The 15,430-nt window shown below is 56.1% G+C and carries 14 protein-coding genes; 4 read left to right on the plus strand and 10 right to left on the minus strand.

Annotated elements, in window-relative coordinates:
• Positions 1-8: 8 nt before the first annotated feature.
• The 3 genes from ACI1P1_RS10115 to ACI1P1_RS10125 form a co-directional block, all read right to left on the minus strand.
• Complete coding sequence (locus ACI1P1_RS10115) at positions 9-323, minus strand: hypothetical protein (RefSeq protein WP_416216264.1); 315 nt, start codon at positions 321-323, stop codon at positions 9-11.
• Between the two features lie 20 nt (positions 324-343).
• A complete protein-coding gene (locus ACI1P1_RS10120; protein ID WP_416216265.1) occupies positions 344-574 on the minus strand; it encodes a DUF1128 domain-containing protein in 231 nt (76 codons plus the stop codon).
• 181 nt (positions 575-755) lie between these two features.
• The gene (locus tag ACI1P1_RS10125; RefSeq protein WP_416216266.1) at positions 756-1,934 is read right to left on the minus strand and encodes a radical SAM protein; all 1,179 of its coding nucleotides are present in this window, start codon (positions 1,932-1,934) and stop codon (positions 756-758) included.
• A 197-nt stretch (positions 1,935-2,131) separates the two neighbouring features.
• On the opposite strand from ACI1P1_RS10125, the gene ACI1P1_RS10130 reads away from it, so the two are divergent.
• On the plus strand, positions 2,132-3,370 hold the full coding sequence (locus tag ACI1P1_RS10130; RefSeq protein WP_416216267.1) for a radical SAM protein: 1,239 nt from the start codon (positions 2,132-2,134) through the stop codon (positions 3,368-3,370).
• A 1,032-nt stretch (positions 3,371-4,402) separates the two neighbouring features.
• Here ACI1P1_RS10130 and ACI1P1_RS10135 read toward each other — a convergent pair.
• The 3 genes from ACI1P1_RS10135 to ACI1P1_RS10145 form a co-directional block, all read right to left on the minus strand.
• A complete protein-coding gene (locus tag ACI1P1_RS10135; RefSeq protein ID WP_416216268.1) occupies positions 4,403-4,996 on the minus strand; it encodes a TetR/AcrR family transcriptional regulator in 594 nt (197 codons plus the stop codon).
• A 38-nt stretch (positions 4,997-5,034) separates the two neighbouring features.
• Positions 5,035-5,670, minus strand: a complete 636-nt coding sequence (locus ACI1P1_RS10140; protein ID WP_416216269.1) for a YigZ family protein — start codon at positions 5,668-5,670, stop codon at positions 5,035-5,037.
• A gap of 357 nt (positions 5,671-6,027) precedes the next feature.
• Positions 6,028-7,377 (minus strand): glucose-6-phosphate isomerase, encoded by a 1,350-nt coding sequence (locus ACI1P1_RS10145; protein ID WP_416216270.1) that lies wholly within the window; start codon positions 7,375-7,377, stop codon positions 6,028-6,030.
• A gap of 201 nt (positions 7,378-7,578) precedes the next feature.
• Between ACI1P1_RS10145 and ACI1P1_RS10150 the strand changes: the two genes are divergently transcribed.
• Positions 7,579-8,829 (plus strand): NAD(P)-binding domain-containing protein, encoded by a 1,251-nt coding sequence (locus ACI1P1_RS10150; RefSeq protein WP_416216271.1) that lies wholly within the window; start codon positions 7,579-7,581, stop codon positions 8,827-8,829.
• 108 nt (positions 8,830-8,937) lie between these two features.
• Here the strand turns inward: ACI1P1_RS10150 and ACI1P1_RS10155 are convergent, their stop codons facing one another.
• A complete protein-coding gene (locus tag ACI1P1_RS10155) occupies positions 8,938-9,828 on the minus strand; it encodes a LysR family transcriptional regulator (protein WP_416216272.1) in 891 nt (296 codons plus the stop codon).
• 101 nt (positions 9,829-9,929) lie between these two features.
• On the opposite strand from ACI1P1_RS10155, the gene ACI1P1_RS10160 reads away from it, so the two are divergent.
• Positions 9,930-10,301 carry a CidA/LrgA family protein gene (locus ACI1P1_RS10160; RefSeq protein WP_416216273.1) on the plus strand — a complete coding sequence of 124 codons (372 nt, stop codon included), beginning with the start codon at positions 9,930-9,932 and terminating at the stop codon, positions 10,299-10,301.
• A complete protein-coding gene (locus tag ACI1P1_RS10165) occupies positions 10,298-10,978 on the plus strand; it encodes an LrgB family protein (protein WP_416216274.1) in 681 nt (226 codons plus the stop codon). Before ACI1P1_RS10160 ends, ACI1P1_RS10165 begins: the two co-directional genes overlap by 4 nt.
• Positions 10,979-11,061: 83 nt before the next feature.
• Here the strand turns inward: ACI1P1_RS10165 and ppnP are convergent, their stop codons facing one another.
• The 3 genes from ppnP to purU form a co-directional block, all read right to left on the minus strand.
• Complete coding sequence (gene ppnP, locus ACI1P1_RS10170; protein WP_416216275.1) at positions 11,062-11,373, minus strand: pyrimidine/purine nucleoside phosphorylase; 312 nt, start codon at positions 11,371-11,373, stop codon at positions 11,062-11,064.
• Positions 11,374-11,430: 57 nt separating this feature from the next.
• A complete protein-coding gene (tkt, locus tag ACI1P1_RS10175; protein ID WP_416216276.1) occupies positions 11,431-13,452 on the minus strand; it encodes a transketolase in 2,022 nt (673 codons plus the stop codon).
• A gap of 1,066 nt (positions 13,453-14,518) precedes the next feature.
• Positions 14,519-15,415 (minus strand): formyltetrahydrofolate deformylase, encoded by an 897-nt coding sequence (gene purU, locus ACI1P1_RS10180; protein WP_416216277.1) that lies wholly within the window; start codon positions 15,413-15,415, stop codon positions 14,519-14,521.
• Between the last annotated feature and the right edge of the window lie 15 nt (positions 15,416-15,430).

The raw sequence follows: 15,430 nt of genomic DNA on the forward strand, positions 1-15,430 counted from the left end.
AAAGCTCTTTATTCCTGAGGCTTGTCTTCCTTCTCGATGTATTCTCCCCGGGCCTTGCGCTCCTCCAGGTCCTTCGCCATCAAATCCTGGTAATCCGTGGTGATATGATACGCCGTCACCTGGTCGCGGGTCACCTCGAACACTTCATTGTAATCCCAGGAACCCTCCTCCGTACGGGAACGGCCCCGGAGCGCATACCGCTGCTGGCCGATGACAATAAACCGTTCCTCGTCGTAATACTCCTCATCATGGACGCCCAGCTTCATATCCAGCCATTCCTTGGGAAAGGTCACCTTGCGCCCTAATTTGAACATCGTATCCATCTGTCCGTTGCCTCCTTGTATTACGCCTGCGGCTTGCGCAGCTTGCCAAGCTCAGAGACGATGGCGTCAATTTCGCTTACGCTGAACCGCTCCTTGCCGGAAACCAGCTCGTAGATATCCTGCAGATCCTCATATTTGCTCTCGTCAAAAAACTCCGGCCGGATGGCCGCGCCGCTGGCTACCCGCAGCTTGGTTTTGATAGCCTCAATCATATGGGCGATGGATTCCTCGTTATTGCGGGACACGTCCATGGTCTACCGTCCTTTGCGATTTTTTTCGGAAGGGGAATTGTTTTAATTCTCATTGTATCATGCCTGTGTGCAAAAAACACCGGAAGAGGCTATTCCGCTCTCCCGGTGCTTGTTTGAGATCCCTATAGTGTATATCTGTCCCTCCGCAAATATGCCGCAAGGGAATTGCGCCCGAGTTTTCTTATCGGACGGCCTGCTCCTGCCTGATCTCCTCGTCACTGAGGAAGCAGGCCGGATCATCCGCCCACAGGTCTCCGTGCACGGCCAAGGAGCGGGAACGGAAGTTTCCGTTGCAGATATCCAGATACCGGCAGCTGCCGCAGCGCCCGGATAGCAGGGGCTTCCGGTCACGGAGCCCTGTCAGCACCGGATGGGAGCCGAACCAGATATCCCGGAAAGGCTCCTGCTTCACATTCCCGAAGGTCACATCCGGCGTAAACTGGTCGGGATGGACATTGCCCAGATGGTCGATGTTGCAGATGGCGATGCCTGTCCGGTTGCCGCCGTTCATGCGCAGCTTGCGCAGAATATCCGCGGCACGCTCCTCGTTGAGCTCCAGCGCCTTCATATACAGGTAAACTGCATCGGCATGGTTGTCCACGGTCAGAAGCTCTTTTGGCAGGCCGCGGCGGTTGAAGTCCCGGGCCTTCTCGAAGATATAATCCAGCGCCGCCCGGGTTTCCTCGTGGGAGATATCGTCGGAGAGTGAACCCCGGCCGGTATATACCATGTGGTAGAAGCAGGCCCGCTGGATACCCTCCTTCTCCATGAGCTCGAAGATCAGCGGCAGTTGGGCAATGTTATGGCGGTTCATGGTGAAGCGCAGACCCACCTTTTGGCCTTGGCTGATGCAATTGCGCACTCCCCGCATCGCCAGCTCGAAGGCTCCGGTCCGGTTCCGGAAATAATCATGAACCTCACCGATGCCATCCAGGCTGATGCCCACATATCCCACACCCAGCTCCTTGATCCGGCGGGCAGCGGTTTCATCAATCAAGGTGCCATTGGTCGAAAAAGTAATGCGGATGCCCTTGCCGATGGCATATTCCGCCAGCTGGAAAATATCCGGACGCGCCAACGGCTCCCCGCCGGAAAACAGGATGACGGGAACCTTCATCTCCGCCATCTCGTCGATCAGCCGGAGCGCTTCTTGGGTATCCAGCTCACCCTCGTACTTTTTATTCTCGGAATTGGCATAACAGTGCATACATTTCAAGTTGCAGGAACGGGTTACGCTCCATACGACAACAGGGCCCGCTCCCGAATGGGTGCCCGTCCGGTGGCCCCGCGATCCCTCCGAATACCGGAGCTGGTCGCCGTAGGATTCCACGTCCGCAAGGAGATGTGAAACGGCTAACATGGCTGTCTCCCCTTTCATTCATCCTACTTGTGTTCCCTAGATTGTTCCAAACTATGCCGATGGCAATATTGTCTAAATTGTAAACGAATGACCCGGACAAACTCTGTGATTATTATCATAATAGAATGATTTCGGATTTGATATGGTAAGACTGGTAAAGGATGTTTATGCAGCATTAACCAAGGGGGATAACGGGTATGATGCCTGTGGATTTTAACCGTAATCCATTTATTGTTGTGTGGGAAATAACCCGGGCCTGCGCCCTTCATTGTGTCCATTGCCGGGCTGAGGCACAGCACCGCCGCCATCCGGATGAGCTGTCCACCGAGGAGGGCAAACGCCTGCTGGACGAAATCCAGAGTATGGATTCGCCGATCTTCGTATTTACCGGGGGCGATCCCCTGATCCGGGGGGACTTGTTCGAGCTGGCCGCCTATGGCAAAAGCATCGGGCTGCGGGTATCCATGACCCCCAGCGCCACCCCACGGGTGACGATCGACTCCATGAAGAAGGCGGCGGAGATCGGACTGGACCGCTGGGCCTTCAGTCTGGACGGCTCCAACGCCGCCATCCATGACCGGTTCCGGGGCACCTCCGGCTCCTTCGATCTGACTATGCGCTCCCTGAAATATCTGCGGGAGCTGGGTATGCCTCTGCAAATCAATACGACCGTTTGTGTACATAACAAACATGACCTGCCCCATATCGCCAATCTGCTGACGGAGATGGGTGTAGTCATGTGGAGCGTGTTCTTCCTGGTGCCCACGGGCAGAGGCAAGGATGACGACATGATCTCGCCGGAAGAGGGCGAGGAGATTCTACATTGGCTGGCGGAGCTGGGCGAACGGGTGCCCTTCGGCGTCAAAACCACCGCCGCTCCTTTCTACCGCCGGGTCCTGGACCAGCGGGCCAAGGCGGCAGGGCAAGCGCCCGGCGAGGTGGCCGGGCGGATGCTGGGGGTGCCGGAGCTGGCCACCACCACCGGCAAACATCCCTTTGCTGCGGCAGGCGGCCAGCCCGCCGGGCATCCGCACGGCATGGGCGGACAGCCTGGAGGGCATCCACATGCTCATCGCAGCAGCAGCCCCTTCGGAGCCGGCGACGGCAAAGCCGCCATGCGCGCTCCCCGTGGCGTGACCGATGGCAGCGGCTTCGTCTTCATCTCCCATACCGGGGAGATTTCGCCCAGCGGCTTCCTCCCTCTCGTCTGCGGCAATGTGCGGGAGGAGAAACTGTCCGACGTATACCGGACCCACCCGGTATTCACCTCCATCCGCTCGCCGGAGCTGTATACGGGCAAATGCGGCGTCTGTGACTACAGCCGTATGTGCGGCGGTTCCCGGGCGCGGGCCTACACCGCCACCGGCGATTATATGGGCAGCGATCCCGCCTGCGCCTACGTCCCGCCCGCCTGGCGGGAACTGGTGCAGCAGTAAACGAAGCAGCAGGGTGAACGGGTTGCGGCGGATGAACGTGCCTAAGCGGCAGCTGCCGCTCCCGAATCCGTTGGTGCAACGCCGTATGACCGATTCAGGTCCGTTGGGCACACAAAGAAACCGCTCGCTTGGCGCAACCATGAAACCGCTCAATGTATGTCCATGAAACCGTTCACCGGGCGCACCAAGTAACAGCCGCCCGCCTATCCCGCTCGAGGCACACTACCTCCTGAACCACCGGCCCCGCGCTAACGGAACTCAGAAGCCCTTACAGGCGGTTTTGCCCCTGTTTCGGATTCTAACGGAACTCAGCGACCCTTAGGGACCAAAATCGGCGCAAAACTCCCACAGAAACCCTTCTAAGAGTCGCTCAGTTCCGTTACATTTGCCAACAACCATAAATTTAGCTCTAACAGGCGCTGAGTTCCGTTACACCCACCGCTAACTGGAACTCAGTTCGCTCGGGATACTGGAGTCCGGGTTGCGGATACTGGAGTCCGGGTTGCGGATACTGGAGTCCGGGTTGCGGATACTGGAGTGCGGGATGTTGGAGTGCAGGCTGCTGTGTGCGGGATACTGGAGTCCGGACTGCGGACGCAGGGTGCGGTGTGCGGGATACTGGAGCCTGGGTTGCGAATGCTGGAGTCCAGGGTGCGGTGTGTGCGGGCTGCTGACTCAGGGTGCGAAGTACAGGGTGCGGAGTTACAGGGTGCGAGGTGCGGAGTCTGGGACGCGGGATGCTGGAGGGCGGAGTCCGGTACTCGATTGCGGGACGCAGGGTGCGGTGCGATCTGGTCTAACCAGCAACTCACCCTCAAGCTCTACTCTTAGCGCTCCTGATTTTTCTGTAGCACTCCTCCGGCATTCCCGCCCAGGCCTTCCACAAACAAAACAAGCGCCCCGCGTGAATCCCATGCGAGGCGCCGTTTTGTTTCTCCCGTATGCACAGAAACGGGAAAATGTCTTTGACAGAGCAACACTACAACGTTTAAACCCGTTAAATCGCTAAAGCAGGAAAACGCGCCTATGCGCTTATCCGGCGGCTATGTTCCGGCACAGGAATTCCACATGCTCCATCGCCAGGCTCTCCACTTCCTCGTACGACTGGTAATAATGAATGCTGTAGGAGATAAACCCGTGCAGAGACATAAACAGTATCCAGGGCATGGAATACAGCTGGCCCGGAGTCAGCTCGCCGTTGGCGAATACACCTCTCACCACCGTGGCGAACATCTCCATACATTGGGCCTGCTTGGTCCGCGAATACTTCCGCAGCTCCCCGTCCCGGACGGAGAACATGATTTCATAATGATGGGGGTTCTCCATGCCGAAGCGGACAAATTCCAGCATAATCTCCTTCAGGTTCTCGATGCCGCAGGACTCGGCCCGGTCCAGCATTTCCTTCTGGCGGGACAGCAGGTAGTTGAAATCCTCCACTACCAGCGCATAGAAGAGCTCGGCTTTATCCCGGAAATGGTAATACAACGCGCCATGGCTGTAACCAAGGGCTTTGGCAATACTGCGCATGGTCAGCGTGTCATACCCCCTGGTTACAAACAGCACCCGGGCCTCCTCTAAAATCCTGTCTCTGCTCAATTCCTGATCCACTATTCTTCTTGCACACATGCTCTCTCCACCTGCTTTCTTCTCGATCTTCTATGTTTTTATATATCTTGATGATCGATGTAAGACGCTTCACCCTTCCGGATCTCCGCCTGACCCTGGGTCAAATCCGTCATCCACAAAACGAAGGGGTCCGCTTCCTCCGAAAGCGGTCTGCACATGAGGGTTACCTTATCGGTAAACTGGGTTTCCCCCAATAGCGTACCGCGGTTGCGGAGCTCGTTCTCCACCTTGCCCAGCCAGGTATAATCAATGGATACGAAAATATCCTGATGCAGCTTCTTGGTGACAGGTCCCGCAGCAGTGATACCCGTCACCGCCCCGTCCGTATACGCCCGGATCAGACCGCCTGCGCCCAGCAGAATTCCTCCAAAATAACGGGTCACCACTACGACCACATTCTTCAGCCCCTGCTGCCGGATAACCTCCAGGATAGGCTTGCCTGCCGTACCGCTGGGTTCGCCGTCATCGGATGCCTTCTGGATCTGGTCACGCTCCCCCACCATATAGGCCGAGCAATTATGGGTAGCATTCCAGTGCTCCTTCTTCACGGCTTCAATAAAAGCGATGGCCTCCTCCTCGGATTCCACCGGTTGGGCCTGCCCGATAAAACGGGACTTCTTAATGACAATCTCAGCGGAGCCCCATTGGCTGACTGTTTTGTATTGCGATAGCATGCAGCAGCAATCCACCTTCGTATAGAGTCGCTTTAAAGCATTCTAGCATAGAAGTAATCAGATTTCTATAACTATTCAATCAATTAATTGTGACATATCTCAAACAATTCATGGGATAAATACGCAACACAGTGGACAAATGTATTCCACCAGGAGGCTTTAACGTTATATTACCTGACTTATTGGCCGTTTGTCAGTAAATATTTTCCCGTAAGGCTGATTATTTCCGTTTATCGCCATACTTCCGGTTATGTAATCTGACATGCCTTCAATATATAAACAGCCCCCTTCTCTTTCGAAAAGGGGACCGAAATGCATATTTATTCACTTTTCAAGTCATATGAACTGTTTTTTTAATTACAGGCGCTTCTCCAGCTCTTCCTTTTCCTGCTCGAAGCCAGGTTTGCCCAGGAGTGCAAACATATTCTTCTTGTACGCTTCCACACCCGGCTGGTCAAACGGATTCACGCCGGAGAGGTATCCGCTCACGCCGCAAGCCTTCTCGAAGAAATAGACCATATAGCCGAAGGTGTACGGGGACATATCCGGCAGGGTCACCACCAGATTCGGCACGCCGCCGTCGCTGTGGGCCAGAAGCGTACCCAGGAACGCCTTTTTGTTGACGAAATCCATGGTTTTGCCGCTCAGGAAATTCAGTCCGTCCAGATCTGTCGGATCGGTTCCGATGGTCAGATGGTACGGCACTTCAGCCACCTGAATGACCGTTTCGAACAGGTTGCGGTTGCCCTCCTGGATGAATTGGCCCATGGAGTGCAGGTCTGTAGAGAAGTCGACGGAGGATGGGTAAATCCCCTTGTTGTCCTTGCCTTCGCTTTCGCCGAAGAGCTGCTTCCACCACTCGGACACAAAGTGCAGAGAAGGCTCGTAGTTCACCAGGATTTCGGTGGTTTTGCCCTTGCGGTACAAGGCGTTGCGCACAGCCGCGTATTGGTAGGCTTCATTTTCTGCTACGGACGGGCTGGAGTAATCGGTTCTGGCATCCGCCGCACCCTGCATCATAGCATCGATATCTACGCCGGCTACGGCGATGGGCAAGAGGCCAACAGGGGTCAATACGGAGTAACGTCCGCCCACATCGTCCGGAATCACGAAGGTTTCGTAGCCTTCCTCGGAGGCCAGCTTCTTCAAGGCGCCGCGGGCCTTGTCAGTGGTGGCATAGATCCGCTTTTGGGCGCCTTCCTTGCCGTACTTGCGCTCCAGGAGCTCCCGGAAAATCCGGAAGGCGATAGCCGGCTCCGTAGTGGTGCCGGACTTGGAGATGACGTTCACGGAGATGTCCTTGCCATCCAAAAGCTGCAGCAGATGGGAGGTATATGTAGAACTGATATTATTGCCGACGAAATAAATCTCGGGGGTTTTGCGCTTGTCCTTCGGAAGAATATTATAGAAGGAATGGGTCAGCATTTCGATAGCCGCCCGGGCTCCCAGGTAGGAACCGCCGATGCCGATAACAACCAGCGCGTCCGAATCCGACTGGATTTTTTCCGCTGCCTTCTTGATCCGGTCAAACTCCGCCCGGTCATAATTTACCGGAAGATCGATCCAGCCCAGATAATCCGAGCCTGCACCTGTTCCGTTATGAAGATCATCGTGGGCGGCCTTGATGGCGCCTGCCAGGTTGTCCACCTCATGCTTGCCGATAAAGCCCAGTGCTTTGCTGAAATCAAACTGCAATTTTCCGCTCATGGGTCAAAAACCTCCTTATCCAATTGGGGGCTCCCTCAAAAGTACCCTCCATTGCTTCAGAGCATTTTCACTTTTGGGGGAAGGTTTACCTGCATATATCTGGTGTCTATGATAAGAATACTTATTCAATGCCCGAATTGCAAGTAAGGTCTTTCACATACTTCCGGGCGCATGGTAAGATAAGGACAAGAGGTGACTTGGATGAAAACCATCGGTTTTATCGGACTTGGCACCATGGGAATGCCCATGGCTGTCAATCTGCTCAAAAGCGGATATACGGTATACGGTTATAACCGCACGGCTGCCAAGCGGGAGCAATTGAAAGCGCTTGGCGCGTTGGAAGCGGCCACTCCGGCTGAGGCTGCCCGCCAGGCGGATGTGATTTTTACCAATGTGAGCAATGATGATGCTTTGCTGGAGGTGGTGTACGGGCCGGGGGGTATTCTCGAGGGCTCCCGTCCGGGCCTTACCGTGATTGACTGCAGCACCGTATCTCCCGCCACCAGCCAGAGGATCGCAGAGGAGCTGAAGGCACAGCAGGCCTTCTTCCTGGATGCGCCTGTAACAGGCAGCAAACCCGCCGCAGAGAGCGGCACGCTGGTCTTTATGGTGGGCGGCGAGGAAGCCGTCTACGAGGAGAATCTGGACCTGTTCGAGGTGCTGGGCAGCAAGTGCCTGTACATGGGCGACAGCGGCTCCGGCTCCTATGCCAAGCTGGCCCACAATACCATCGTGGGTATCAACGCTATCGGCTTGATGGAGGGTTTCTCCATTGCCGCCAAAGCGGGGCTTTCCCCGGAGAAGTTCCTGGAGATTGTAACCGCAGGCGGTGCCAACAGCCGGCAGGCGGAGCTGAAGGGCAACAAGATCATCCAGCGGGACTTCTCCAACCAGTTCTCCACGGCCCTGATGCTGAAGGATCTGCTGCTGGCCCAAAAGCTGACGGCAGGCTTCCAGCTTCCTGCGCCTCTGCTCCATGCGGCTACGTCCATTTTTCAGATGGGCCTGGCCAAGGGATTAGGGGATCAGGACCTCTCCTCCGTGATCCAATGCTACGAGGACTGGATGAAGCTCACCATTACCCCCTCGGGCGAAAGGACAGCGCCGGCAGACAAGGAGCGCCGCGGTGCCAACCGGATCAGCCTAGGCATCAAGCTGCATCTGTCCGTGTACCAATGGGAGCAGGAGGGCAGCTTTTCGGGACAGAACATCGAAGGAATCCTCCACGACCTGTCGGAAAGCGGACTGCAAATCAGCTCGGCCTTCCCGCTGGCCCAGGACATGTTCGTGGTGATCCACTTCCCCAAGGAAGCCGATCTGCCCCCGATCACCGGCAAGATCATCCGCATCGATTCGCGAGAAGGGGAATTTCGCTACGGCTGTATGCTGTCGGGATTGCCGCCGTACACCCGGATCAAGCTGGAGCAATATATCAAGCGGCACGAAGGCTAAAGCGGGAGCTGCCCCGCAGCCTGCGCTACACGCAAGCCCGGGGCTTCCCGGGCTTTTTGTTTTGGGGGCTCCCCCAAAAGTATTCGGAATATGCTTCAGCACTTCTCTTCACCTTTGGGAGTTAAATATCCCCCCAGTAAACCGCACCCACTCTCGGGCGGCTAGAGGCAGGTAGCTCTTTTTGCCCCAGATCATCCCCAGATGCCACGGAATTTGCGGCTCCACCAAATCCAACACCGCCACTCTACTTTTGTCCAGAGAGCGGCAGATGGTCTCCGGCAGCATCGCCACCCCCAGCCCCGCCGCCGCCAGCTCATAGATAAAATCCCACTGGGAGCTTTCATACTGGACATTGGGACGGAAGCCGACTCTGTGGCATTCCGCAATAATCCGGTCGTGGAGCGCAAACTCCTCCTTGAACAGAATAAACGGCTCCTCCGCCAGCTTCCGCAGCGGCACTGTGCCGCTATCTGCCAGGGGATGGCCCGTATGCACAATCACCTTCAACCGCTCCTTGACCACCGTGAAGGAATCAAACCGCTCCCCATCCACGGGCAGCAGGACCACGCCCACATCCAGCTTGCCCTCCGCCACTTTGGTCTCTAGCTTCTTTGCCCCGTCTTCCACCATTTGAATCACCAGACCGGGATATTTTTGACGGAACTGCCTCAGCACCTGAGGAAAAAAGCTGGAGCCTGCCATTGGAGGAATGCCGATCCGGATCACACCCTTGTTCAGATTGGTGAGATCCTCCAGCTCCAGGGTGAGATTATGGAAGGCCTCAGTGATATTATGAGCCTGTCCGGTGATAGCTCTGCCCGCGTCCGTCAGCTCGATACGTTTGCCGTCGCGCTTGAACAGCTCCACACCCAGCTCCTCTTCGAGGCTCTTGATGGCCTTGCTCAGGGTAGGCTGGGTAATATGAAGCGTCTGGGCCGCCCGGGTAAAGCTTCCGCTGCGGGCAAGCTCCAATACATACTGCATATGACGGATATCCATAGGTGTCCTCCAACTATAGCTAAATGGAATGGAAATCATTCGATTCATTCATTTTACCAATGAAAGAACATGATGTACACTTTCAAAAGGAGGGATTCTTCATGAAGCCATTATTACGGGGGTTCGGCCAGGTGGTTTGCTTCATTCTGTATTCCATGCTGATCAATGCCGTCACGTCCGCGCTTCATCTGCCGGTTCCGGGAAGCATTGTAGGAATTGTGCTGCTGTTTGCGCTATTACATTTTAAGGTGATCAAGCTGGAATGGGTGGACCTGGGCTCCAAATGGCTGTTGGCCGAGATGCTGCTGTTTTTCATCCCTCCGGTTGTAGGCATTGTAGAATACAAAGATTTGATGCTGCAAAATGGCCTGCGAATCGCATTAGTTATTGTGTTCAGCATTCTGTGTGTCATGGTCATAACGGGTTTGATTGCCGAGAAGCTGTCGACCCATGAAGGGAAGCGACAGTCGTGATTCTGGGAATTAGCTGCTTTATCTTAACCGTGCTGGTCTACTTCGGCACCAAGACCTTTTATAAATCCCATAAGCGGGTGCTCTACACCCCGGTTATCCTCACCCCGCTTCTGGTAATCGTGGTGCTGGCCTTCGCGGATATCCCCTACAATACGTACCATGAGGGCACCCGCTACATAAGCAATATGATCGGTCCCGCCACCGTGGCGCTGGCCGTTCCCTTATACAAGAACCGCCATGTGATGAAGAAGCACGCCCTGTCTATTCTGATTAGTGTGCTTACCGGGTCTACCGTAGCCATTGTGAGCACTGCCTGGGCCGCCAAAATGCTGCACCTGGACCTAGCGATTATCGACAGCATCGCCCCCCGCTCCGCCACCACCCCCATCGCCGTAGTGGTTTCGGGGCTTATCGGCGGCATTCCCGCCATCACGGCCGTATTCGTGCTGGCTACAGGGGTTCTGGGTATGGTGCTGGGACCGGTGGTCATCCGGTTCTTCCGCTTTAAGAACGATGTATCTCATGGGGTTCTGCTGGGCACCAGCGCCCACGCCGTCGGCACCAGCAAGGCCTTCGAGCTGAGCTCCGCCTCCGGCTCCGTCTCCACTGTGGCGATGATTCTCACCGCCTTCTTCACCCTGTGCACCGCCCCCTGGATCGTTCCGCTGCTGCTGTAAGGCGCTCTGCCAATAGCCAAAAAAACCTCCCGATGCCTGCGTACAGCCAGGCGCCGGGAGGTTTTGGGTTCAGGAGAAGTATTCTAGATGTAGGAGCAGCAGTAGTCGGTAGGTGTTTTGACCTCGAGCTTGAAGCGTGTATTCGCGGGAACGGTAAACTCCCCGGAGCCGTTGATTTCAAGCCATTCTGTGGCTTCCGGAAGCAGTACCTTCAGCTCGCCGGCCAGAATCTCCATAATTTCAACGGTATCTGTGCCAAACTCATAATCCCCCGGCAGCATGATGCCCAGGGTCTTTTTGGTTCCGTCGGCAAACAGGACCGTCCGGCTGCTTACCTTTCCGTCAAAATAAATATTCGCTTTCTTCACCACGGATACATTGTCGAACTGAGCCATCTGTCTACCTTCTCCCTATGATCTGTCAGGGGCGGCGCCGGGCGCCCCTTCCCCATTTTATTTCAAAAGAGCCTTTACCTTGGCTACTACGTTATCCGGCGTAAAGCCGTATTCCGCCAGCACCTTCGGTCCCGGTGCGGAAGCGCCGAATATGCTGATCCCAAGAATAGCGCCTTGGTCTCCCACATAACGCTCCCATCCCAGAGGATAGGCCATTTCCACAGCCAGACGAGCCTTCACATCGGGCAGCAGGACGGAATCCTTGTAATCCTGCGGCTGCTTCTCGAACAGCTCCCAGCTCGGCATACTGATGACGCGAACCTGCACACCTTCCTCAGCCAGCTTCTTCTGGGCTTCCACAGCCAGACTGACTTCGGAGCCGGTGGCGATGATTTGCGCCTGGGGCTTGCCGTTTGCGGCGTCGGAGACCACATAAGCGCCGCGGCGCACGTTGTCGCGGGCCAGCTCGGCGGTCTTCTCCAGCACAGGCAGGTTTTGACGGGTGAGAATCAGAGCCACCGGACCTTCCTTGTTCTCGATGGCATACCGCCAGGCTTCCATGGTTTCGTTGGCATCGGCAGGACGCAGCACGGTCATGCCGGGAATAATCCGCAGCGCCGGCAGCTGTTCGATAGGCTCGTGGGTAGGCCCGTCTTCGCCAACAGCAATGGAGTCATGGGTAAGCACATACACAGACGGTGTTTTCATCAGCGCGGCCAGACGGACAGCCGGGCGCAGATAATCCGAGAAAACGAAGAAGGTGCCGCAGTAAGCGCGGACGCCGCCATGCAGCATCATGCCGTTGGTAGCCGCAGCCATGGCGAATTCACGGACGCCGAAGTATACGTTGCGGCCGGCATAATTGGCCGGGGTGAACTGGTCGATACCCTTCAGATGGGTATTGGTGGAGGACTCCAGGTCGGCAGAGCCGCCGATCAGCGTCGGCAGGTTAGGCGCAATGGCGTTCAGTGCCTGGCCGGAGCTGGCACGGGTGGCCACAGCCTTCTCGGCGGAGGTGAGCACCGGAATATCCTTGTCCCAGCCTTCAGGAAGCTCGCCGGCAAGGGCTTGCTTGAACTGGCGGGCCAGATCCGGGAACGCTGCCGCATACTTGTCCACCAGGGCGTCCCATTCCGCGTTTTTGGTTTCACCGGAAGCCTTCACCTCAGCAAAATAGGCTTGTACCTCTTCCGGAACATAGAATTCAGGCTCCAAAGGCCAGCCTAGGGCTTCCTTGGTCAGCTTGGCTTCTTCAGTGCCCAGCGGAGAACCATGGGGACCGACATGTCCGCCCTTGCCGCCCTTGTTGGGGCTGCCGAAGCCGATGGTGGTCTTCACTTCAATCAGGGTCGGACGGCTTGTTTCCGCCTTGGCTTGCTCGATGGCTGCCGAAATCGCAACCAGGTCATTCTCATTTTCCACACGGATGACCTGCCAGCCGTAGCTTTCGAAGCGGGCATGGGCATTTTCGGAGAAGGACAGGCCCAGTTCGCCGTCCAGGGAGATGTCATTGGAATCGTACAGGACAATCAGCTTGCCCAGCTTCAGATGGCCCGCAAGGGAAGCTGCTTCGGAGGATACACCCTCCATCAGGTCACCGTCGCCGCAGATGGCGTAGGTGTAATGGTCCACCACCGGGAAGCTGTCCTTGTTATATGTAGCGCCGAGATGCGCTTCCGCCATTGCCATGCCCACTGCCATGGCAACCCCTTGGCCCAGCGGGCCTGTGGTGGCGTCTACGCCAGCAGTGTGGCCGAATTCCGGGTGACCCGGAGTCAGGCTGCCCCATTGGCGGAACTGCTTGAGGTCGTCGATGGTCAGACCATAGCCTGCCAGGTGCAGCAGAGCATACAGCAGCATCGAGCCATGTCCTGCGGACAGGACAAAGCGGTCCCGGTTGAACCAGGACGGGTTGGAAGGATTGACATTCATATGCCGGGTCCACAGGGTATAGGCCATAGGAGCCGCCCCCATGGGCATACCGGGATGGCCGGATTTGGATTTCTCGATGGCATCCACCGCCAGCATCCGGATGGTGTTAACCGCCAGCTGATCGGTTGTCGTAAAGCTTGCTGTCATTCGATCTTTCCTCCTTTGGGAAGTCTCCGGGAATTTTCCCGGCACTATTGATTTCATTCTAACATTCCCGTACGGGAAACGCTAGGAGAAATGATAATTGGACCCTACCAATTATTTTAGTTAAAGGGTCTGATTCGACAAAATCTCTTAAAGGGCCGTTCACCCGGACTGAGGATCCGTTATTTTGTCAAAAAGCAAGCTTGGCCACATTTCGCGGACACACGGTACGCTATTTCCCCTGGAATGCCGTCAGCGAGACCCTTTTCTGCCCAATAAGAGCCCCCGTGTCCGTTCCGAGGAAAAAACACTGTTTTCTGGGCAGATAACGGCTCCTGAGTCCGTTTGAGATAGCGGAACCGGAAGCGCTTGTTGAGGTAGCCGATCCCGGGAGCGATCAGTTGCACTACCGGAACCAACGTATTCGGCTTACGGAGTTCCGGCTAAATCCGGTCTGCGCGCTAACGAATCTCACAGCGCTTATTTCCCGAAAATCAGCGTGTTTGGAAATGTAACGAATCTGGGCCACGCTATTGCTTGCGCCGCCGCCTCATTCAGCTTCCTTTTGCCAAAATAAGATTCCTCAGATTCGTTAATAAAGAGGAAAAGGGCCAAATTGGTGAAATAACGCCGCTGAGATTCGTTAGAATCCCCATGGCCTGTCCCGTCATCGTCAGAGGCGAAAATGCCGGGTACAGCTATAGGTGCTTCATTTTAGTACATATTTCATCACCTAGCGGTCATCGTTGGCAGCAACATGCGGGTACACATACGGGTGCAGCATTTTCCTATAGATCCGCCCATAGCCTTGCGTTCCAGCTCCCCCTCTGTCAGTACCCTTCCACACAGCCATCGGTTCCCCTTCCACACAGCCAAAAGAGGCGGAGAAGCGCCTAAGCACTCCCCGCCCGCCGTCACGTTGCCACACTGGCTGGCCACACCACGCTGCCTTGCCATGCTACCTTGCTGCACTGCCTTGCCTCGCTATCTTGCCACGCTGTCTTGGCGTTCCGCCTTGCCATTCTGCCGTGCTGTCTTGCCATGCCGTTCTGCCTTGTTACACTACTTTTTAGAACACCACCGTCTTGTTCTCGTGCACCAGAATCCGGTCCTCCACATGCCAGGACACGGCACGGGCCAATACGATCCGTTCGATGTGGCGTCCGATGCGCTTCAGGTCGTTCACGTCATCCCGGTGGCTGACCCGCTGCACATCCTGCTCGATAATCGGCCCGCCGTCCAGCTCCTCGGTGACGTAGTGGGCCGTGGCCCCGATAATTTTCACACCCCGGTTGTACGCCTGGGCATACGGCTTGCCGCCTACAAACGCAGGCAGGAAGGAATGGTGGATGTTGATGATCCGGCCCTTGTAATGCTTGATGAAGGCAGGCGAAATAATCTGCATGTAGCGTGCCAGCACGACACAGTCCGCCTGGGCCTCCGCCACCAGCCGCATCTGCTCCTCCTCCGCCTGCTGCTTGGTTTCCGCCGTCACGGGCACCACATGATAAGGAATGCCCATGGACTCCACCAGCTCACGCATATCCGGATGGTTGCTCACCACCAGCGCAATATCCGCGTTCAGGTCCCCGGCCTGCCATTGCCAGAGCAGCTCCAGAAGGCAGTGGTCTTCCTTGGAAACAAAGATCGCCAGCCGTTTTTTGCGGTTCTCCGGGGTAATCCGCCAGTTCATGTTGAACTTGTGGGCCACCACCTCGGAGAAGTCCATAATCAAGGTGTCCAGCCTTCTGTCCAGCTCCAGCAGATCGAATTCGATCCGGATAAAAAACATGCCGCCGTCCGGGTCCATGGTATATTGGTCGGATTGGACGATGTTCGCCCCGTGCTCATGCAGGAACCGGGATACCGCCGCAACGATCCCCGGCTGGTCCGGACAGGATATGAGCATACAGGCCCGGTCCTTCTTCACTTCCTTATTGCCCGTGGTTGAAGCCAATCGATTCATGACGCTTGTGTGCCT

Source organism: Paenibacillus mesotrionivorans, assembly GCF_046098205.1.
Taxonomy (GTDB): Bacteria; Bacillota; Bacilli; order Paenibacillales; family NBRC-103111; genus Paenibacillus_AR; species Paenibacillus_AR mesotrionivorans.

Bases quoted from the DNA above. Each gene is read 5' to 3' on its own strand.
- ACI1P1_RS10115 (WP_416216264.1), bottom strand. From the start codon at position 323: ATGGATACGATGTTCAAATTAGGGCGCAAGGTGACCTTTCCCAAGGAA.
- ACI1P1_RS10120 (WP_416216265.1), bottom strand. From the start codon at position 574: ATGGACGTGTCCCGCAATAACGAGGAATCCATCGCCCATATGATTGAG.
- ACI1P1_RS10125 (WP_416216266.1), bottom strand. From the start codon at position 1,934: ATGTTAGCCGTTTCACATCTCCTTGCGGACGTGGAATCCTACGGCGAC.
- ACI1P1_RS10130 (WP_416216267.1), top strand. From the start codon at position 2,132: ATGATGCCTGTGGATTTTAACCGTAATCCATTTATTGTTGTGTGGGAA.
- ACI1P1_RS10135 (WP_416216268.1), bottom strand. From the start codon at position 4,996: ATGTGTGCAAGAAGAATAGTGGATCAGGAATTGAGCAGAGACAGGATT.
- ACI1P1_RS10140 (WP_416216269.1), bottom strand. From the start codon at position 5,670: ATGCTATCGCAATACAAAACAGTCAGCCAATGGGGCTCCGCTGAGATT.
- ACI1P1_RS10145 (WP_416216270.1), bottom strand. From the start codon at position 7,377: ATGAGCGGAAAATTGCAGTTTGATTTCAGCAAAGCACTGGGCTTTATC.
- ACI1P1_RS10150 (WP_416216271.1), top strand. From the start codon at position 7,579: ATGAAAACCATCGGTTTTATCGGACTTGGCACCATGGGAATGCCCATG.
- ACI1P1_RS10155 (WP_416216272.1), bottom strand. From the start codon at position 9,828: ATGGATATCCGTCATATGCAGTATGTATTGGAGCTTGCCCGCAGCGGA.
- ACI1P1_RS10160 (WP_416216273.1), top strand. From the start codon at position 9,930: ATGAAGCCATTATTACGGGGGTTCGGCCAGGTGGTTTGCTTCATTCTG.
- ppnP (WP_416216275.1), bottom strand. From the start codon at position 11,373: ATGGCTCAGTTCGACAATGTATCCGTGGTGAAGAAAGCGAATATTTAT.
- tkt (WP_416216276.1), bottom strand. From the start codon at position 13,452: ATGACAGCAAGCTTTACGACAACCGATCAGCTGGCGGTTAACACCATC.
- purU (WP_416216277.1), bottom strand. From the start codon at position 15,415: ATGAATCGATTGGCTTCAACCACGGGCAATAAGGAAGTGAAGAAGGAC.